Origin of the sequence: Streptomyces sp. NBC_01171, assembly GCF_045039805.1 — a bacterium.
Lineage (GTDB): Bacteria > Actinomycetota > Actinomycetes > Streptomycetales > Streptomycetaceae > Streptomyces.
On record NZ_CP108609.1, the window covers coordinates 2,899,557 to 2,918,172 of the forward strand.

At 73.4% G+C, this 18,616-nt stretch carries 17 protein-coding genes; 6 read left to right on the top strand and 11 right to left on the bottom strand.

Annotated features, from left to right (window positions below):
* Positions 1–59: 59 nt before the first annotated feature.
* The 5 genes from OG448_RS13250 to OG448_RS13270 all read right to left on the bottom strand — a co-directional run bounded on the left by OG448_RS13250 (position 60) and on the right by OG448_RS13270 (position 3,448).
* Positions 60–821, bottom strand: a complete 762-nt coding sequence (locus OG448_RS13250; protein WP_405553752.1) for an ABC transporter permease — start codon at positions 819–821, stop codon at positions 60–62.
* Positions 818–1,606, bottom strand: coding sequence for an ABC transporter ATP-binding protein (locus tag OG448_RS13255; RefSeq protein ID WP_405553754.1), 789 nt, complete (start codon positions 1,604–1,606; stop codon positions 818–820). The genes OG448_RS13250 and OG448_RS13255 overlap by 4 nt, the downstream gene beginning before the upstream one ends.
* Before the next feature lie 102 nt (positions 1,607–1,708).
* Positions 1,709–2,506: a class I SAM-dependent methyltransferase gene (locus OG448_RS13260; protein ID WP_405553756.1), complete on the bottom strand. Its 798-nt coding sequence runs from the start codon at positions 2,504–2,506 to the stop codon at positions 1,709–1,711.
* A 72-nt stretch (positions 2,507–2,578) separates the two neighbouring features.
* A complete protein-coding gene (locus OG448_RS13265) occupies positions 2,579–3,091 on the bottom strand; it encodes an EamA/RhaT family transporter (protein WP_405553758.1) in 513 nt (170 codons plus the stop codon).
* Positions 3,092–3,136: 45 nt separating this feature from the next.
* Positions 3,137–3,448 carry an SH3 domain-containing protein gene (locus OG448_RS13270; protein WP_405553760.1) on the bottom strand — a complete coding sequence of 104 codons (312 nt, stop codon included), beginning with the start codon at positions 3,446–3,448 and terminating at the stop codon, positions 3,137–3,139.
* A 205-nt stretch (positions 3,449–3,653) separates the two neighbouring features.
* Between OG448_RS13270 and OG448_RS13275 the strand changes: the two genes are divergently transcribed.
* Positions 3,654–5,777, top strand: coding sequence for a protein kinase domain-containing protein (locus OG448_RS13275; protein ID WP_405553762.1), 2,124 nt, complete (start codon positions 3,654–3,656; stop codon positions 5,775–5,777).
* Between the two features lie 37 nt (positions 5,778–5,814).
* Here OG448_RS13275 and ilvD read toward each other — a convergent pair whose 3' ends face one another.
* From ilvD to OG448_RS13295, 4 genes are all read right to left on the bottom strand, one after another.
* Positions 5,815–7,668 carry a dihydroxy-acid dehydratase gene (ilvD, locus tag OG448_RS13280; protein ID WP_405553763.1) on the bottom strand — a complete coding sequence of 618 codons (1,854 nt, stop codon included), beginning with the start codon at positions 7,666–7,668 and terminating at the stop codon, positions 5,815–5,817.
* 222 nt (positions 7,669–7,890) lie between these two features.
* The gene (locus tag OG448_RS13285; protein ID WP_405553765.1) at positions 7,891–8,496 is read right to left on the bottom strand and encodes a TetR family transcriptional regulator; all 606 of its coding nucleotides are present in this window, start codon (positions 8,494–8,496) and stop codon (positions 7,891–7,893) included.
* Positions 8,493–9,305, bottom strand: coding sequence for a sugar phosphate isomerase/epimerase family protein (locus tag OG448_RS13290; protein ID WP_405553767.1), 813 nt, complete (start codon positions 9,303–9,305; stop codon positions 8,493–8,495). Before OG448_RS13290 ends, OG448_RS13285 begins: the two co-directional genes overlap by 4 nt.
* Before the next feature lie 79 nt (positions 9,306–9,384).
* Positions 9,385–10,317, bottom strand: a complete 933-nt coding sequence (locus OG448_RS13295; RefSeq protein WP_405553768.1) for a Ppx/GppA family phosphatase — start codon at positions 10,315–10,317, stop codon at positions 9,385–9,387.
* A 71-nt stretch (positions 10,318–10,388) separates the two neighbouring features.
* On the opposite strand from OG448_RS13295, the gene OG448_RS13300 reads away from it, so the two are divergent.
* Positions 10,389–11,204, top strand: a complete 816-nt coding sequence (locus OG448_RS13300; protein ID WP_405553770.1) for a hypothetical protein — start codon at positions 10,389–10,391, stop codon at positions 11,202–11,204.
* On the opposite strand, the gene OG448_RS13305 is transcribed toward OG448_RS13300, so the two are convergent.
* The gene (locus OG448_RS13305) at positions 11,201–12,904 is read right to left on the bottom strand and encodes a BACON domain-containing protein (RefSeq protein ID WP_405553772.1); all 1,704 of its coding nucleotides are present in this window, start codon (positions 12,902–12,904) and stop codon (positions 11,201–11,203) included. The two genes, OG448_RS13300 and OG448_RS13305, sit on opposite strands and share 4 nt — an antisense overlap.
* Before the next feature lie 242 nt (positions 12,905–13,146).
* Here OG448_RS13305 and radA point away from each other — a divergent pair, with 242 nt between their 5' ends.
* Together radA and disA are read left to right on the top strand one after the other, a co-directional pair.
* Positions 13,147–14,556: a DNA repair protein RadA gene (radA, locus tag OG448_RS13310; RefSeq protein ID WP_405553773.1), complete on the top strand. Its 1,410-nt coding sequence runs from the start codon at positions 13,147–13,149 to the stop codon at positions 14,554–14,556.
* Between the two features lie 80 nt (positions 14,557–14,636).
* A complete protein-coding gene (gene disA / locus OG448_RS13315; RefSeq protein WP_217465155.1) occupies positions 14,637–15,761 on the top strand; it encodes a DNA integrity scanning diadenylate cyclase DisA in 1,125 nt (374 codons plus the stop codon).
* 132 nt (positions 15,762–15,893) lie between these two features.
* Here disA and OG448_RS13320 read toward each other — a convergent pair whose 3' ends face one another.
* A complete protein-coding gene (locus OG448_RS13320) occupies positions 15,894–16,721 on the bottom strand; it encodes a hypothetical protein (RefSeq protein WP_405553775.1) in 828 nt (275 codons plus the stop codon).
* Between the two features lie 181 nt (positions 16,722–16,902).
* On the opposite strand from OG448_RS13320, the gene OG448_RS13325 reads away from it, so the two are divergent.
* Positions 16,903–17,778: an A/G-specific adenine glycosylase gene (locus OG448_RS13325; protein ID WP_405553777.1), complete on the top strand. Its 876-nt coding sequence runs from the start codon at positions 16,903–16,905 to the stop codon at positions 17,776–17,778.
* A 272-nt stretch (positions 17,779–18,050) separates the two neighbouring features.
* Positions 18,051–18,590, top strand: a complete 540-nt coding sequence (locus OG448_RS13330; RefSeq protein ID WP_405553779.1) for a SigE family RNA polymerase sigma factor — start codon at positions 18,051–18,053, stop codon at positions 18,588–18,590.
* Positions 18,591–18,616 lie beyond the last annotated feature (26 nt).

Genomic DNA, 18,616 nt, shown 5'->3' on the forward strand with positions numbered 1-18,616 from the left:
TTCATCCTCGCACCGGGGACACGGCGGGTGGGGCGTTTGTCCGGTGGGCGGACGTGGCCTCAGTCGGTGCGGCGGCGCAGGGTGGCCGCGCCGAGGGCGAGTACCAGGAGCGCGCTTCCGGCGACGATCAGTACGTCCCGGACGAAGGCCGAGGTCAGGTCGGTGTGGTGGAGGACCTCGTTCATGCCGTCGACGGCGTAGGACATGGGCAGGACGTCGGAAACGGCCTCCAACAGGGGGTGCATGTCCGCGCGGGGCGTGAAGAGGCCGCACAGGAGGAGTTGGGGGAAGATCACCGCTGGCATGAACTGGACCACCTGGAACTCCGAGGCGGCGAAGGCCGAGACGAAAAGGCCGAGGGCGGTGCCGAGCAGGGCGTCCAGGAGGGCGACCAGCAGGAGCAGCCAGGGTGAGCCGGTGACGTCCAGGCCGAGGAGCCAGACGGCGAGGCCGGTGGCGAGGGCTGACTGGACGACGGCCACGGTGCCGAAGGCGAACGCGTAGCCGGCGATGAGGTCGGCCTTGCCGAGGGGCATCGCGAGGAGACGTTCGAGGGTGCCCGAGGTGCGTTCGCGCAGGGTGGCGATGGAGGTCACCAGGAACATCGTGATCAGCGGGAAGATGCCGAGCAGTGAGGCGCCGATGTTGTCGAAGGTGCGCGGGCTGGCGTCGAAGACGTAGCGCAGCAGGACCAGCATCAGGCAGGGGACGAGGAGCATCAGGGCGATGGTCCTGGGGTCGTGGCGGAGCTGGCGCAGGACGCGGGCCGCGGTGGCGGTGGTGCGGGCCGGGCTGAACGCGGCCGGGGTGATGGTGCTCATCGGGTCGGCTCCTTGGTGCGGTCGTCCGCTTCGTCGACGAGGCGCAGGAAGGCGGCCTCCACGGTGTCGGTGGCGGTGCGGGTGCGCAGGTTCTCGGGGGTGTCGTCGGCGAGAACGTGTCCTTCGCGCATGAGGAGGAGGCGGTGGCAGCGCTCGGCCTCGTCCATGACGTGGGAGGAGACGAGGAGGGTGGTGCCGCGGTCGGCGAGTTCGTGGAAGAGGTTCCAGAGGTCGCGGCGGAGTACGGGGTCGAGGCCGACGGTCGGTTCGTCGAGGACGAGCAGGTCGGGGGTGCCGAGGAGGGCTACGGCGAGGGAGACGCGGCTGCGCTGACCGCCGGAGAGGTTGCCGGCGAGAGCGTCGGCGTGGGTGGTGAGGTCGACGTCGGCGATGGCGCGGGTGACGTGTTCCCGGCGACGGTCGGCGGCGGCGCGGCCCGGGTCAAGGATCGCGGCGAAGTAGTCGAGGTTCTGCTCGACGGTGAGGTCGTCGTAAACCGAGGGGGCCTGGGTGACGTAGCCAATGCGGCTGCGCAGGGTGGGGTGGCCGGCGGGACTGCCGAGGACGTCGAGGGTGCCGGTGACCTTGGCCTGGGTGCCGGTGATGGAGCGGATCAGCGTGGACTTGCCGCAGCCGGAGGGGCCGAGCAGGCCGGTGATCCGGCCTCGGGGGACGGTGAAGCGGAGGTCGTGGAGGACGGTACGGGTGCCGCGTACGACGGTGAGGCCGGCGGCGCGGACGGCGTCGGGTGCCGTCGGCTGGGGTGACTCGGGCACATTATTCATCACGTGATGAATAATGTGCCCGAGCCGAGGTGCCGTCAAGGGGCCGTGTCAGGGTCGGGCGGTTTCGGCTCAGGGATGGGTCGGGGTCGGCTCCGGGGCTGGTCAGGGGCGGATCGGGGGTTCCGGGGTGGTGGCGACGAGCAGAACCACCTCGTACGTCTCCTCGACCAGGCCGTCGGGGAAGACCTTGATCAGGTGGGCGCGCTCGGCATCGAAGAATTCGGTGCGGGCGGCCTCGGGGGCGAGGAGGAAAGCGGAATGACTGCCGATGTTGGCCAGGTGGGTGTCGAGCGGCACGTGACGGCTCCAGCGGACCGAGCGCCGGGTGAAGGCGAGTCGGCCGCTGGGATCGGCGGTGACGACGCGGTCGGCGGCCTTGCGCTGCTCGGTGTGCACGGGCAGACCGAGGAAGCGGGCGGCGCGCGTGGCGGCCGCGGCGATCCAGTCGACGTCCGTGGCGTCGGTGTTCCACCACAACGCGAGCGCGCCGCCCGGCCGCAGCACGCGCAGCGCCTCCGGCACCGAGCGAGCCGGGTCGGTCCAGTGCCATGCCTGGGCGTAGGTGACGAGGTCGGCCTGGGCGTCGGCCACGGGAAGGGCGTCGCCGCTCCCCCGGACCAACGGGAGGTGCGGGTTCCGGCGGCGGAACTCGGCGGCCATGCCCGCGCCCGGCTCGACGGCGAGCACGTCGGCCCCCCGCTGGTGCAGCAGCTCGCTGGCGATGCCGGTGCCCGCGCCCACGTCCACGGCTCGGGCTCCGGTCAGGGGGCGCCCGGTGAGTTCCTCGATGGTGTCGAAGAGCGCGGGCGGATAGGAGGGGCGGTTCTCGGCGTACTGCGCGGCGGCCGCGTTGAAGGAGTGGGCGCGGGCGCCGGCGGTGGGGGCCTCTGGTGCGGTCATGCCGCCCATGGTGCTCAGAGTGGGGCCGGTGGGGACAGTGGTTTCGAGCTGGTCGCCCCGGTGCCGCCGGGGTCAGGCTCGGCGCTTCTTGCGGGCCTTCGCGGGGTTGCCCGTGCGCCGGGACTGGCTGCGCTCGTACTCGGCGCGGGCCGTGTCGTACTCGGTGCGGTGCAGTTTCTCGCCGGGCGCCTCGGTGAGGGAGCGGGCGGACCAGGCGAGGAGGGTGCCGACGAAGCCGACGGCGAGCAGGCCGCGCAGGCGGGCCTGGCGCTCGGGGTCGGGGCGGCGGCCGAAGTTGTCCCAGGTGGTGCGGAAGGCGAGCGCGCTGCACACCGCGAACATCACGATGACCAGGACGGTCACGAAGGAACCGGTACCGGCGATCTGGAGGCCCTGGTAGGCGAGGCGCAGGATCAGGCAGGAGACGGCGGCCGCGGCGAGGGCGCCGATGGCGACGGCGGCGCGGCGGACCGCGTAGCCGCGGGTGTGGTCCACCCAGGTCGTGCCGAAGAAGCGGAGGGGTTCGGGGCGGGGGCCGCCCGTGGAGCCCGCCGGGGTGGCGTTGGTGCCGGTCTCGTCGCTCACGCGTCGATTATGGCTCCGTCGGCCGGCGGGCTCCGGGGCGGGGCGTCAGCCGCAGCGGCCGGTCACGTAGCCGTCGCTGCCGGTGTGCACATAGGCGTCGGACACGTACTCGCCGGAGCCGATGTTGTCCCAGATTTTCGAGGTGCCGTACGGGCCGGTCACGGTGGTGCCGGGCGTCTGGCAGTAGATGGTGACGCTGGAGCCGGCGGGCAGCGTGCGGACGATGCCGTATCCGGTGCCGGGGCCGCTGCGGACGTTCAGGGTGGCGCCCGGTGCGGTCGGGAAGCGGGGCGCGGTGGCCGTGGCGGTGGCCGCCGTCGGTTCGGCCAGGATCGTGGGCGCGTGGTCGTCGGACATGAGATACCTCCCCCGTGACACCCCGTGACGGCCACGGGGTGGTGACGCCGCTCACCGGGCCCCACGCACGGGTGCCGGACGGGCGGGCGGGCCACGGCTGCGCCGCGACTCGCAGGCGGAGGTTAGCAAGCCGCCTCGGTGTCGTACGGGCAATCGAATAGGCTCCTTGCGTCGCGCGCGCGGCCGATGAGCACGGGGGTGGTCCATGGCGCCACGGCACAGCACCGGAGCCGGCGCGGAAGCGGAACTTCCGGAGTACGCCGGCCACTACCGGCTGGAATCGCGGCTCGGTTCCGGCGGAATGGGCGTGGTCCATCTGGCCCGCAGCGCCTCCGGAATGCGGGTGGCGGTGAAGGTGGTGCACGCGGAGTTCGCGCGGGACCCGGAGTTCAGGGGGCGGTTCCGGCAGGAGGTGGCGGCCGCGCGGCGGGTGAGCGGTGCGTTCACCGCGCCGGTGGTGGACGCGGACCCGGAGGCGGCGCGGCCGTGGATGGCGACGCTGTTCATTCCCGGGCCGACGTTGTCGCAGGAGGTGAAGCGGAACGGTCCCATGGAGCCCGCGCAGGTGCGGCGGCTGATGGCCGGGCTCGCCGAGGCGCTGAGGGACATCCACCGGGTCGGTGTGGTGCACCGGGATCTCAAGCCGGGGAACGTGCTGCTGGCCGAGGACGGCCCGAAGGTGATCGACTTCGGGATCTCCCGGCCGAAGGACAGCGAACTGCGCACCGAGACCGGGAAGTTGATCGGTACGCCGCCGTTCATGGCGCCGGAGCAGTTCCGGCGGCCTCGGGAGGTGGGACCGGCGGCGGACGTGTTCGCGCTCGGGTCGGTGATCGTGCACGCGGCGACCGGGCGGGGGCCGTTCGACTCGGACAGCCCGTATGTCGTGGCGTACCAGGTGGTGCACGACGAGCCGGAGCTGGCCGGGGTGCCGCAGGGGCTCGCGCCGCTGGTGCGGCGGTGTCTGGCCAAGGAGCCGGAGGACCGGCCGACGCCGGACGAACTGATGCTGGCGCTGCGTTCGGTCGCGGCGTCGTACGACACGCAGGCCTTCATACCGGCGCAGCGGGAGGGGACGGCGGACGGGGGCGAGTCCGCTCCACGGGAGGAGGAGCAGGAGGAGCCCGGTGTCGCGCCCGAGTCGGCCCCGCCGAAGCGGCGTCGGTGGCGAGGGCGGGCGGTGCTGGCGGCGACCGCTGCGGTGCTGGCCGTCGGCGGGGTGGCGGCCTCGGTGCAGTGGGCCGGGCACGGGCGGGGGGCGCGGCCGCAGGCGGCTCCGGCGGTGACGGCGGCCCGGTTCGACGGGTGGCGGTCCGACCCGGTGGCCGGGGTGCCCGGTGCGCCCCGGTGCGTGCTCGGCGCGGGCAGGTTGCTGTGCACGGCGGACGGGGCGGTCTTCGCGCTGGACCCCGTGAAGGGTTCCGTGGTGTGGCGGCGGGCGTTCGCGGGGGCGTTGTGGAGTGATCCGCCGGTGCTGTCGGGCGGGTCGCTGCGGCTGCGGAACCAGAGCGGGCGTCTGACGGCCCTCGATCCGGGCACGGGGCGTACGCGTGAAGAGCGGGAGCTGACCGGGGACACCGGGACGCGGTACATCGGGGACACATTGGTGACGACCCGTGCGGACGGGGTGGTCATGGGGGCGGAGAGCGGGTCGGGAAAGGAGAAGTGGCGGCTGCCGTTGCCGGACGGGACCCGGCCGCGTGTCGACGCCTTCGGCGCCGGGAGCGACGGGTACGCGACGGTGGCCTCGGCGGACGGGCGGAGCACGCGGGTCACGGCGTTCGACCCGGCGTCCGGAGCGGTGCGATGGAGCGAGCGGATGTCCGGGATGGTCGAACCGGTGGGCGCCGAGGGCGGGTTCGTGTACTTCCTCGACGACGATCCGGTGTACGGGGACACCAGGGGGCTGGCGCGCTACGAGGTGAAGTCGGGCTCCATGCGGCGGGTTCCGCTGCTGGGGCCGCGGCCGGACGCGCAGGGAACCGTGCGGGACGGGGTGCTGTACCTGCTCGCGGCCAACGGGGGCCTGGACGCGGTGGACATGGCCGCCGGCAAGCCGTTGTGGCACCTGGAGACGACGGTGAGCCGGGGTTCGGCGCCGGTGACGGACGGGCGGCGGGTGTACTTCTCGGCCGCCGACGGCCGACTGCTCGCGGTGGACGCCCGCCGGGGCACCCTCGCGGGCCAGACCCGTCCCCGGCTCGGCGCCCGGGCGGACCGGGTGACGGCGGGGCTACCGACTCCGGTGCTGGCGTTGGGCCATGTGTACGCGGGGGCGCCGGACGGGTCGGTGTTCGCGGTGAACGCGGGTGATCCGGCGGCCTGGTGAGCGCTGAGCGCACCGGCCGCCGAAAGGCCCGACGGGGTCAGCCCAGGAGGGAGACGTCGCGGACGGCGCCCTTGTCGGCGCTGGTGGCCATGGCCGCGTAGGCGCGCAGGGCGGCGGAGACCTTGCGGGTGCGGTTGGCGGGGGCGTAGACCCCGTTCAACTCGGCTTCGCGGCGGGCGAGTTCGGCGTCGTCCACCAGGAGTTCGATGGTGCGGCCCGGGATGTCGATGCGGATGCGGTCGCCGTCCTGGACCAGGGCGATGGTGCCGCCGGAGGCCGCCTCAGGGGAGGCGTGGCCGATGGAGAGGCCCGAGGTGCCGCCGGAGAAGCGGCCGTCGGTGATCAGGGCGCAGGTCTTCCCGAGGCCGCGGCCCTTGAGGTACGAGGTCGGGTAGAGCATCTCCTGCATACCGGGGCCGCCCTTGGGGCCCTCGTAGCGGATGACGACCACGTCGCCGTCCTTGACCTCCTGGGTCAGGATGCGCTGGACCGCCTCCTCCTGGGACTCGCAGACCACGGCGGGCCCCTCGAAGGTCCACACCGACTCGTCGACGCCCGCGGTCTTCACCACGCAGCCGTCCACGGCGAGGTTGCCCTTGAGGACGGCGAGGCCGCCGTCCTTGGAGTAGGCGTGCTCGGCGGAGCGGATGCAGCCGCCCTCGGCGTCCTCGTCGAGGGAGTCCCAGCGCTCGGACTGGGAGAAGGCTTCGGCGGAGCGGACGCAGCCGGGGGCCGCGTGCCACAGCTCGACGGCCTCGGCGGACGGGGAGCCGCCCCGCACGTCCCAGGTCTTCAGCCAGTCGGCGAGGGACGGGCTGTGGACGGAGTGCACGTCCTCGTTGAGGAGCCCCGCGCGGTGCAGTTCGCCGAGGAGGGCGGGGATGCCGCCGGCGCGGTGCACGTCCTCCATGTAGTACGTGCGGTCCTTCGCCACGTTGGGCGCGACCTTGGCCAGGCACGGCACACGGCGGGAGACGGCGTCGATCTCGGGGAGGCCGAAGGGGACGCCCGCCTCCTGGGCGGCGGCCAGCAGGTGCAGGATCGTGTTGGTGGAGCCGCCCATGGCGATGTCGAGCGCCATCGCGTTCTCGAAGGCCGCGAAGGAGGCGATGGAGCGGGGCAGGACGGTCTCGTCGTCCTGCTCGTAGTAACGGCGGGTGATGTCCATGACCGTGCGGGCGGCGTCCTCGTAGAGGGCGCGGCGGGCGGTGTGGGTGGCGAGGACCGAGCCGTTGCCGGGCAGGGAGAGGCCGATGGCCTCGGTGAGGCAGTTCATCGAGTTGGCGGTGAACATGCCGGAACAGCTACCGCAGGTCGGGCAGGCGTTCTCCTCGATGCGGAGGATGTCCTCGTCGGAGATCTTGTCGTTGACCGCGTCGGAGATCGCGTCGACCAGGTCCAGCGTGCGCACGGTGCCGTCGACCAGGGTGGCGCGGCCGGACTCCATGGGCCCGCCGGAGACGAACACGGTCGGGATGTTCAGGCGCAGCGCGGCCATCAGCATGCCCGGCGTGATCTTGTCGCAGTTGGAGATGCAGACCAGGGCGTCGGCGCAGTGGGCCTCCACCATGTACTCCACCGAATCCGCGATCAGGTCGCGGGAGGGCAGGGAGTAGAGCATGCCGCCGTGGCCCATGGCGATGCCGTCGTCCACGGCGATGGTGTTGAACTCGCGCGGGATGCCGCCCGCGGCCGTGATCGCCTCGCTGACGATGCGGCCGACCGGCTGGAGGTGGGTGTGGCCCGGCACGAACTCGGTGAAGGAGTTGGCCACCGCGATGACGGGCTTGCGGCCGATGTCCGCACCGGGTACACCCGAGGCACGCATAAGGGCGCGGGCGCCCGCCATGTTGCGGCCGTGGGTGACTGTGCGGGACCTCAGCTCGGGCATCGTCGCTCGCTCCTTCGTGAGAAGTCGGGTCAGAGAGACTTCTGACTGATGCCGAGCGTACGCCGGTCATCCACGGGGCGGGACGAAGTGTCCGGAATGCGGGACGGACATCTTGGCGGCCGGGCTCCGCCGCGCCCCTCGCCGCACTCCCGCCGTGCCCCTCGCCGCACTCCCGCCGTACTCCCGCCGTGCCCCTCGCCGCACTCCAGCCGTGCCCCCGGCTCACTCCCCCGTGAGATGCCCCTGCACCACCGGTGCCAGCCGGGCCACGATCCGCTCCAGGTCGGCCGAGGCCAGCGGCTCCACCTTGATCACGTAGCGCAGCAGGGCCGTGCCGACCAGTTGCGCGGCGGCCAGCTCGACGCGCAGCTCGGCGTCCGGCACGTCCAGGCGCCCGGCGATGCGGCGCAGGAGCTGGGCGGCGATCAGGCGGCGGAAGACGGCGGCGGCGGTGTCGTTGTTGACTGCGGAGCGGACGATGGCCAGCAGCGGCGTACGGGTGGCGGGGTTCTCCCACACCCCCAGCACGAACCGGGTCAGCCGCTCCCCCACGGTGTCCAGCGGGCCCTCGGCGATGGCGTCCGGCGCGGCGAGGGCGGGCGCGAAGGCGACCGAGACGGCGGCCTCGAAGACCTGCTCCTTGGTGCCGAAGTAGTGGTGGACCAGCGCGGAGTCGACCCCGGCGGCCTTGGCGATGCCGCGTACGGAGGTCTTCTCGTAGCCGCGTTCGGAGAACTCCTCGCGGGCGGCGCCGAGGATGCGGTCGCGGGTGTCGCCGGACGCGGCGCGCGGGGGCCGGCCCCGGCGCCGCGCGGTGGGCTCGCTCACGGCCGGGTCACCCGGGCGCCGGCCGCGAGGTGGCGGCGGGTGAAGGCGAGGGCCTCGGCGAGGTCGGCCTCGCGTTCGGCGCTGGACATGGCCCGGCGGGTGTTGACCTCGATGACGACATGGCCGTCGAAGCCGGTGCGGGTGAGGCGGTCCAGCAGTTCGGCGCAGGGCTGGTTGCCGCGGCCGGGCACCAGGTGCTCGTCCTTGGCGGAGCCCCGGCCGTCGGCGAGGTGGACGTGGCCGAGCCGGTCGCCCATGCGGTCGATCATGCCGAGGGTGTCGGTGCGGGCGGTTGCGGTGTGGCTGAGGTCGATCGTGAAGTGCCGGTAGTCGTCCTTGGTGACGTCCCACTCGGGGGCGTAGGCGAGCAGTTCGCGGTCGCGGTAGCGCCAGGGGTACATGTTCTCGACGGCGAACCGCACGTCGGTCTCGTCGGCCATGCGCCAGATGCCGTCGACGAACTCGCGGGCGTACTGCCGCTGCCAGCGGAAGGGCGGGTGGACGACGACGGTGGAGGCGCCCAGCTTCTCGGCGGCCGACCGGGCGCGGCGCAGCTTGGTCCAGGGGTCGGTGGACCAGACCCGCTGGGTGATCAGCAGGCAGGGCGCGTGCACGGCCAGGATCGGTACGCCGTGGTGGTCGGAGAGGCGGCGCAGCGCCTCGATGTCCTGGCTGACGGGGTCGGTCCACACCATGACCTCGACGCCGTCGTAGCCGAGGCGCGCGGCGATCTCGAAGGCCGTCGCCGTCGACTCCGGGTAGACCGAGGCCGTCGACAGGGCGACCCTTACGTCCCTTGGTTCAGCCACGGACACACCTTACGGGGTGGGGCACCGGGGACGAGGGGTGTCTCCGGGCCGGTGTGAGCTTCGCCATCGAAGGATGCGCTCACACCGGTCCCATGTGGTCCAGGCGGCGCAGGATGACACCCTCGCGCAGCGCCCACGGGCAGATCTCCAGGCTCTCCACGCCGAACAGGTCCATCGCGCCCTCGGCCACCAGCGCACCGGCGAGGATCTGCCCGGCCCGGCCCTCGGAGACACCGGGCAGCTCGGCGCGCTGCTGGGCGGACATCGCGGCGAGCCGGGGCACCCATGCCTCCAGTGACTCCCGCTTCAGTTCGCGCTGTACATAGAGGCCCTCGGCGTCGCGGGCGGCGCCCGCGATCCGGGCGAGCTGCTTGAAGGTCTTGGAGGTGGCGACGACATGGTCGGGGGCGCCGAAGCGGCTGAACTCGCCGACGGTGCGGGCTATCTCCGCGCGCGCGTGGCGGCGCAGGGCGCGCACCTCGTCCGTCGTCGGCGGGTCCTGGCGCAGCCAGCCCGCGGTGAGGCGGCCGGCGCCGAGCGGCAGGGAGGCGGCCGCGTCCGGTTCCTCGTCGATGCCGTAGGCGATCTCCAGCGAGCCGCCGCCGATGTCGAGGACGAGCAGCTTCCCGGCGGACCAGCCGAACCAGCGGCGGACGGCGAGGAAGGTGAGCCGGGCCTCCTCGGCGCCGCTGAGCACCTGGAGGCGGACGCCGGTCTCGTCGGCGACGCGCGCGAGGACGTCGTCGGCGTTGCGGGCCTCGCGCACGGCGGAGGTGGCGAACGGCAGCAGGTCCTCGACGCCCTTGTCCTCGGCGGCCTGGAGGGCGTCCCGTACGACGGCGACGAGGCTTTCGATGCCCTCGTCGCCGATCGCGCCGCTGTCGTCGAGGAGTTGGGCGAGCCGCAGGTCGGCCTTGTGGGAGTGGGCGGGCAGCGGGCGGGCGCCGGGGTGGGCGTCCACCACCAGCAGATGCACCGTGTTCGAGCCCACGTCCAGGACACCGAGTCTCATGCGCGAAACGCTACTGCCAGAACCCCGGTGCGCGGTGCCCGGACGGCCCTGATGCGACTTACCCTGGACGGGTGCCAAAGACGAAAAAGGCAAAGGTCAACAAGCCTGACAAGCCGCGCAAAGCCGCCAAGGCCCCCAAGAACGACGAGAAGGGCCTCGATTTCGCGCGCGCGTGGGTGGAGTTCCCCGACCCCGCCGACGCCGAGCAGGTCTTCCGCTGCGACCTGACCTGGCTGACCTCCCGCTGGACCTGCATCTTCGGCCAGGGCTGCCAGGGCATCCAGGCGGGCCGCGCGGCCGACGGCTGCTGCACGCTGGGCGCGCACTTCTCCGACGAGGACGACGAGAAGCGGGTCGCCGAGCACGTGGCCCGGCTCACCCCGGACATCTGGCAGCACCACGACGAGGGGCTGCGGGGCGGCTGGGTCTCGGAGGACGAGGAGGGCTCGCGGCAGACGCGTCCCTTCGAGGGCTCGTGCATCTTCCAGAACCGGCCCGGTTTCGAGGGCGGCGCGGGCTGCTCGCTGCACATCCTGGCGCTCAAGGAGGGCCGGGAGCCGCTGGAGACCAAGCCGGACGTGTGCTGGCAGTTGCCGATCCGGCGCACCTACGACTGGATCGACCGCCCCGACGACACCCGCGTCCTCCAGGTGTCCATCGGCGAGTACGACCGGCGCGGCTGGGGTCCCGGCGGCCACGACCTGCACTGGTGGTGCACCTCGGCCACCTCGGCGCACGGCGCGGGCGAGCCGGTCTACGTCTCCTACCGGGCCGAGCTGACCGAGCTGATGGGCAAGGCGGGCTACGACCGTCTGGTCGAGCTGTGCGAACAGCGGCTGGCGTCCCAGTTGCCGCTGGTGGCCCCGCACCCGGCGGACCCGGCCTAGCTGTCCGTCGGACTCGGGGTGTCCTCGTCGTCGCTCGGCGGCGGGGACGACTCCGGCGGGTCGGACGGCGACGGATCGGATGGCTCGGGGTCCGGGCTCGGGGAGGTGCTGGACGGCGGCGGGGACTGGCTGGGCGGGGTGGACGAGGGCGGCGCGGTCGGCGTCGTCGGGTCCGGGCGCGGGGAGCCGGGCTGTGGGCGCGAGGGCGTGGGGGCCGGGCCGTACCCGTCGATGGTGACGACGGCGCCGGCCGGGGCGACGGCCACGCGGGCGCGCCAGTGACCCGAGGGTTCGCGCAGATGGTCGACGTACACCTTGACCGTGACCGAGTCGCCGGGGTCGAGGGTGCCGGCGGACCGGCTCAGGTAGAGCCAGGGCGCGGAGGTGGTCGCGGACCAGCGCACCGAGGCGTCACCGGAGGCGCTGAGGGTGATCAGCGTGGTGTCGCCGTGGTGGGCGGCGGCGACCGCGAGCCGCCCGGCGCCCTTGTCCCCGGCGCCGTTGACGCTGACGACCTCCACGGACACGTCCGACTTGCCCTTCTCGGTGGGCCGGGTGCCGGGCTTCACGCTGGCGTTGCCCGCGTTCTGGTAGCCGCCCGCCGGGTCACCGCCGAGCGCGGCGGGGCCGTCCGCCTCGCGGGATGCGCCGGGGCTGTCGTCGCCGCCGAGCGTGGGCGCGCCCCGGTAGGCGGCCCACAGGGCGAGCACGGGGGCGGCGACCACGGTGGCGACCACGGTCGTGGTGACGGCACGCGCGCGGAGTTTGTCGCGGCGGGCCGCTCGGTCCTTGGGGTCCATCGGGAAGCCGCGCCGGTTGAAGCGCGGGCCGGCGGCGGACCGGGCGCGCGGCGGGTGCGCGAGCGCGGTGTGCAGGGCGGCGCGTGGCGCCGGGAGGACGGGCAGCTCGGCGGGGGTGACCGCGGCGCCGGGCCAGCGGCCGGGGACGGCGCGCTCGGCGGTGCGGCGGCAGCGCGGACAGTCGTCGACGTGCCGGACCAGCTCGCGGCGCAGGGCCGCGCTCAGCATCAACTGGCTGTCGCCGGTGAGGTGGGCCACGCTCGGGCAGCCCCCGGTCTCCACCACGGCGAGGGCGGCGCTGGTGCGCTCGACCTCGCAGGCGGCCGAGGCCAGCAGTTCGCGGGCGGCGGCGGGCTCCAGGCCGAGTACGGCGGCGACCTCGGGGGCGGCGAGCTTGTGCCGGACGGCCAGCTCCAGCGCCTCGCGCTGCTCGGGCGTGGTCCCGGCTGCCTCGGGCCAGGCCAGCAGGGCGAGTTCGCGGCGGCGCAGCTCCTGCACCTCGGCGGGCGGCGCGGGTTCGGGCGCCGGGGTGCCGGGGCCGGGGCGGCCGGCCGCGTGGGTGGCCTGGCGTTTGCGGCGGGCCTGGGCGAGGCCGCGCAGACAGGCCCAGCGGGCCAGGGCGTACAGCCAGGCACGGCGGTCGCCGGGGGCCTGCGGGTCGCGCCGGCCGCGCCGTTCGGCGATGACGAGGACCTCGCTCAGGGCGGCGGTGGCCGCGTCGTGGTCGCACAGCACCGACAGGCAGTAGGTGAACAGGCCGTCCAGATACGCCTCATGGCGCGACGACGCCCGCTGGGCGATGTTCCGCGCCGCGGATCGGTCGCGCGCCTCCCGGTGCGCCCGTTGCGCCCGGTGTGCGCCGGTGGTGCGGGTCGTTGTCTCCGGAGTGCTGCTCATCACCTGTGCGACCGTAGGCGTCGGCGGTGTGCCCCTTCTTGCACCTTGAGCACTTTTAATCCGTACGGGTGAAACGATCCCTCATAAGGGGACACCGGCCGCCGGGGAGCGGGCGCGAACCCGGTGGACGGCATCCGGAACGATCCGCTCCGCGTGCGCCCCGATACCCCGGCGTGCGCCCCCGAGCGCGCGCCGTCGAAGGGCGGGCGGCGGGCGTTGTCGGTGGCGGGGGCTACGGTTTCCGCATGGCCACCCGTACCAAGTCCGCCAAGGAGCGTCCGTCCTACCGCTGCACCGAGTGCGGCTGGCAGACGGCCAAGTGGCTCGGCCGCTGCCCCGAGTGCCAGGCGTGGGGCACGGTCGAGGAGTACGGCGCGCCCGCGGTCCGTACGACGGCGCCGGGCCGCGTCACCAGCTCCGCCCTGCCCATCGGCCAGGTCGACGGCCGCCAGGCCACCGCCCGCACCACCGGCGTCACCGAGCTGGACCGGGTGCTGGGCGGCGGACTCGTGCCCGGCGCGGTGGTGCTGCTCGCGGGCGAGCCGGGCGTCGGCAAGTCCACGCTGTTGCTCGACGTGGCGGCCAAGTCGGCGAGCGAGGAGCACAAGACCCTCTACGTGACCGGCGAGGAGTCGGCGAGCCAGGTCCGGATGCGCGCCGACCGCATCGGCGCCCTGCACGACCACCTCTATCTCGCCGCCGAGACCGATCTGGCCGCCGTTCTGGGCCACTTGGACGCGGTCAAGCCCTCCCTGCTGATCCTGGACTCGGTGCAGACGGTCGCCTCCCCCGAGATCGACGGCGCCCCCGGCGGCATGGCCCAGGTCCGCGAGGTGGCCGGCGCCCTGATCCGCGCCTCCAAGGAGCGCGGCATGTCCACCCTGCTGGTGGGCCATGTCACCAAGGACGGCGCGATCGCGGGCCCCCGCCTGCTGGAGCACCTGGTGGACGTCGTCCTGAGCTTCGAGGGCGACCGGCACGCGCGCCTCCGCCTGGTCCGCGGCGTGAAGAACCGGTACGGGGCGACGGACGAGGTCGGCTGCTTCGAGCTGCACGACGAGGGCATCATCGGCCTCGCCGACCCCAGCGGCCTCTTCCTGACCCGGCGCGCCGAGCCGGTGCCCGGCACCTGTCTGACCGTGACCCTGGAGGGGCGCCGCCCGCTGGTGGCCGAGGTGCAGGCCCTCACCGTGGAGTCCCAGATCCCCTCCCCCCGCCGCACCACCTCCGGCCTGGAGACCTCCCGCGTCTCGATGATGCTGGCGGTGCTGGAACAGCGCGGCCGGATCAGCGCGCTCGGCAAGCGGGACATCTACTCCGCGACCGTCGGCGGGGTGAAGCTGTCCGAGCCCGCCGCCGACCTGGCCATCGCGCTGGCGCTCGCCTCGGCGGCCAGCGACACCCCGTTGCCGAAGAACCTGGTCGCCATCGGTGAGGTGGGTCTCGCGGGCGAGGTCAGACGCGTCACAGGCGTGCAGCGCAGGCTCGCCGAGGCGGCCCGGCTGGGCTTCACGCACGCGCTCGTACCGGGCGATCCGGGCAAGGTCCCGGCCGGGATGAAGGTCGTCGAGGTCGCCGACATGGGCGACGCGCTGCGGGTGCTGCCCCGCTCCCGTCGCCGAGAGGCCCCGCGGGAGACGGAGGACCGCCGGTAGACTTTGCGCAGGTCTCGCCCGTCCGTGCGAAACGCGTGCCATGACGGAAGCGCGTCAGAACCTGCGACCGGAGGAGTGCAGTGGCAGCCAACGACCGGGCAGCAGCTCCCGGAAAGTCCGGTGGGAGTGCCGGTGCCGATGGCCTGATGCGCGCCTCGCTGAGCGCCGTTGCCCCGGGCACGCCCCTGCGCGACGGTCTGGAGCGGGTCCTGCGCGGCAACACCGGCGGACTGATCCTGCTGGGCTGGGACAAGACGGTCGAGGCGATGTGCACCGGCGGTTTCGTGCTGGACGTGGAGTTCACCGCGACCCGGCTGCGCGAGCTGTGCAAGCTGGACGGCGGCATCGTCCTCTCCTCGGACCTGTCGAAGATCCTGCGCGCCGGTGTCCAGCTCGTCCCGGACCCCACGATCCCCACCGAGGAGACCGGCACCCGGCACCGCACCGCCGACCGCGTCTCCAAGCAGGTCGGCTTCCCCGTGGTCTCGGTGTCCCAGTCGATGCGGCTGATCGCGCTGTACGTCGACGGGCAGCGCCGGGTCCTGGAGGACTCGGCGGCGATCCTGTCCCGCGCCAACCAGGCGCTGGCCACGCTGGAGCGGTACAAGCTCCGCCTGGACGAGGTCGCGGGCACGCTGTCCGCGCTGGAGATCGAGGACCTCGTGACGGTCCGGGACGTCTCCGCGGTCGCGCAGCGCCTGGAGATGGTCCGGCGCATCGCCACCGAGATCGCGGAGTACGTGGTCGAGCTGGGTACGGACGGCCGTCTGCTGGCGCTCCAGTTGGAGGAGCTGATCGCCGGGGTCGAGCCGGACCGTGAGCTGGTCGTCCGGGACTACGTGCCCGAGCCGACGGCGAAGCGCTCGCGCACGGTGGAGGAGGCGCTGTTCGAGCTGGACGCGCTGAGCCATGCGGAACTGCTCGAACTGGGCACGGTGGCGCGGGGCATGGGGTACACCGCGTCTCCCGAGTCGCTGGACTCGGCGGTCTCCCCCCGCGGGTTCCGGTTGCTGGCGAAGGTTCCCCGGTTGCCCGGTGCGATCATCGACCGGCTGGTGGAGCACTTCGGTGGTCTGCAGAAGTTGCTCGCCGCCAGCGTGGATGATCTTCAGGCCGTCGACGGCGTGGGGGAGGCTCGGGCTCGCAGCGTGCGGGAGGGGCTCTCGCGGCTGGCGGAGTCCTCGATTCTGGAGCGGTACGTCTAGTTCTCGGGTGCGGGCCGGCTGTGGCTGGTCGCGTAGTTCCCCGCGCCCCTGAGAGCACACAGTGTGCCCGGCGCAGACGCCACCGCGCCCCCGGCCCAGGGCACGACTGCCTGCCTGGCGCCGCCGCTACCTCTAGTCCGCCGACAGGACGAACGACGTCTGGGTCTTGGCGAAGCCCGATGCCTTCGCCTCCAGCAGGTAGGTGCCCGGCTTGGCCTTGCCTGCCGGTGGGGTGGCGCACTTGGCGGCGCTCGGGTGGCGGTCCCACTTCACGGTGTAGGTGATGCTCTCGTCGGCCGGGACGCGGAAGATCAGGCTCTTGGCGCCCTCGGGGCAGTCGTCGGAGGCCCAGTAGGGGTCGTCGCCGTCGGCCGGGGTGATCGCCAGCACCGTGTGCTCGGGGCCGAGGTCGACCTTGCAGTCGCCGGACGAGCTGTTGCGGACGGTGAGTTCGAAGGTGGGGGTCTCGTCGGGCGAGAAGGAGTTGTGCTTGCTGCGCAGGCTCACCGTGACCTTGCCGGGGGCGCAGACCGGGAGCGGGGAGGACGCGGCCAGCGCGTCGCCCGCGCCGACGCTGCCGCCGCCCGTGCCCGACGCCGAGCCCGAACCGCCCGTACCCGAGCCGGAGTCGCCGCCGTCACCGGAGCCGTCCGAGCCGGAGCCGGCGCCCGAGGCACCGTCTCCCGAACCGCCGTCACCGGAGCCGCCACCGCCCGACTCGTCGCGTCCGCCGGGGTGTTGGCTGATCGCGGGACCGGAGGACGTGGGGCCCGGCGTGATCGTGGACGCGGGATTCTTGCCGTCGGGGCCGCCCGCGCCGTTCTTGCCTCCCCCGCCGCCCGACACGACGATCCAGGTGACCACGAGCGCCACCAGGGCGACCACGGACACGATGACGACCCTCCGTCGCCAGTAGATGGAGGAGGGAAGCGGCCCGACCGGATTGCGCAGAGATCCCACGCGGAAACTGTACGAGAGATCATGCCCTCGACTCGCGTCCCCCGCCGCCCTCTCATCAACTTTTCCGGATCATCATCCCGGTAACTTCCCTCGCGCACCGGCATCTTGTGCCGAGCGCGACGCTCCGTGCGCGGGCAGTGACCCACGCGGTCCGCGTGCGGCGTGGCAGGATCGGAAGGCCATGACAGAGAAGCTTCACGCCCCCGTGATCGACTGGTTCGACTCCCACGCCCGCGACCTCCCCTGGCGCCGCCCGGAAGCGGGGCCGTGGGGCGTGATGGTCAGTGAGTTCATGCTCCAGCAGACCCCGGTCAGCCGGGTACTGCCGGTCTACGAGCAGTGGCTCGCCCGCTGGCCCCGCCCGGCCGATCTGGCCAAGGAGCCGCCGGGCGAGGCGGTGCGCGCCTGGGGCCGGCTCGGCTACCCGCGCCGCGCGCTCCGGCTGCACGGCGCGGCCGTCGCCATAACGGAGCGGCACGGCGGGGACGTACCCACCGACCACGCCCAACTGCTGGCGCTGCCCGGCATCGGGGAGTACACCGCCGCCGCCGTGGCCTCCTTCGCCTACGGGCAGCGGCACCCGGTGCTGGACACCAATGTGCGCCGGGTCTTCGCGCGTGCGGTGACCGGGGTCCGCTACCCGCCGAACGCCACCACGGCCGCCGAGCGCAGGCTCGCCCGTGAGCTGCTCCCCGAGGAGGACGGCACGGCCGCGCGCTGGGCGGCGGCGTCCATGGAGCTGGGCGCACTGGTGTGCACGGCGAAGAACGAGGAGTGCCACCGCTGCCCGATCGCCGCGCAGTGCGCCTGGCGGCTCGCGGGCAAGCCGGAGCACGAGGGTCCGCCCCGGCGCGGGCAGACATACGCGGGCACCGACCGTCAGGTGCGCGGGAAGCTGCTCGCGGTACTGCGCGACGCGCACGTGCCGGTGCCGCAGACGGCGCTGGACCGGGTGTGGCACGAGCCGGTGCAGCGGGCACGCGCGCTCGACGGGCTCGTCACGGACGGTCTGGTGGAGCCGCTGCCGGGCGGGATGTACCGGCTGCCGCTCGGCTGACCCACAGGAAGGCCACAGCACCCGGGCCGCCCGCCACGGCCCGGCCCGGCCAACGAACCAGGCCATAACGGGACATGACGGGCGCATTCCTTACCCCGAGCTCACGGCTGTTACACAACCGACGGACAGCCGAGTGCCGGCCGCAGGCTTCCTCGGACAACCCCGTGACAACCGCTCCGTAGCTTCGTTCCGTGCCCGGCGGACCACCGGGCCTGCGGAAGAAGGCCCCGGCGTCAGCCGGGGCGACGGGGAACACGGAAGGCGGTCGGGTCATGGCGCAGGGCGAGGTGCTCGAGTTCGAGGAGTACGTACGGACCCGGCAGGACGCGCTGCTGCGCAGTGCCCGCCGCCTGGTGCCGGACCCGGTGGACGCGCAGGACCTGCTCCAGACCGCGCTGGCCCGCACGTACGGGCGCTGGGACGGCATCGCCGACAAGCGGCTGGCCGACGCCTATCTGCGCCGCGTCATGATCAACACCCGTACGGAGTGGTGGCGGGCGCGCAAGCTGGAGGAGGTCCCGACCGAGCAGCTCCCGGAGGGACCCGTCTCGGACTCCACCGAGCAGTACGCCGACCGCGCCCTGCTGATGGACATCCTGAAGGTGCTCGCTCCCAAGCAGCGAAGTGTCGTGGTGCTGCGACACTGGGAGCAGATGTCCACGGAAGAGACGGCCGCGGCCCTCGGCATGTCCGCGGGCACGGTCAAGAGCACGCTGCACCGGGCGCTCGCCCGGCTCCGCGAGGAGCTGGAGGCCCGCGATCTGGATGCACGCGCGCTGGAGCGTGAGGAGCGGGAGCGTTGCGCGGCCTGAACAGGGGGCCCAGACGTGTCCGAGGC

Excerpts from the sequence above, each read along its gene's own strand:
- radA (WP_405553773.1), top strand. The coding sequence starts at position 13,147 with ATGGCCACCCGTACCAAGTCCGCCAAGGAGCGTCCGTCCTACCGCTGC.
- OG448_RS13325 (WP_405553777.1), top strand. The coding sequence starts at position 16,903 with ATGACAGAGAAGCTTCACGCCCCCGTGATCGACTGGTTCGACTCCCAC.
- OG448_RS13295 (WP_405553768.1), bottom strand. The coding sequence starts at position 10,317 with ATGAGACTCGGTGTCCTGGACGTGGGCTCGAACACGGTGCATCTGCTG.
- OG448_RS13255 (WP_405553754.1), bottom strand. The coding sequence starts at position 1,606 with ATGAATAATGTGCCCGAGTCACCCCAGCCGACGGCACCCGACGCCGTC.
- OG448_RS13330 (WP_405553779.1), top strand. The coding sequence starts at position 18,051 with ATGGCGCAGGGCGAGGTGCTCGAGTTCGAGGAGTACGTACGGACCCGG.
- OG448_RS13250 (WP_405553752.1), bottom strand. The coding sequence starts at position 821 with ATGAGCACCATCACCCCGGCCGCGTTCAGCCCGGCCCGCACCACCGCC.
- OG448_RS13260 (WP_405553756.1), bottom strand. The coding sequence starts at position 2,506 with ATGACCGCACCAGAGGCCCCCACCGCCGGCGCCCGCGCCCACTCCTTC.
- OG448_RS13270 (WP_405553760.1), bottom strand. The coding sequence starts at position 3,448 with ATGTCCGACGACCACGCGCCCACGATCCTGGCCGAACCGACGGCGGCC.
- OG448_RS13275 (WP_405553762.1), top strand. The coding sequence starts at position 3,654 with ATGGCGCCACGGCACAGCACCGGAGCCGGCGCGGAAGCGGAACTTCCG.
- ilvD (WP_405553763.1), bottom strand. The coding sequence starts at position 7,668 with ATGCCCGAGCTGAGGTCCCGCACAGTCACCCACGGCCGCAACATGGCG.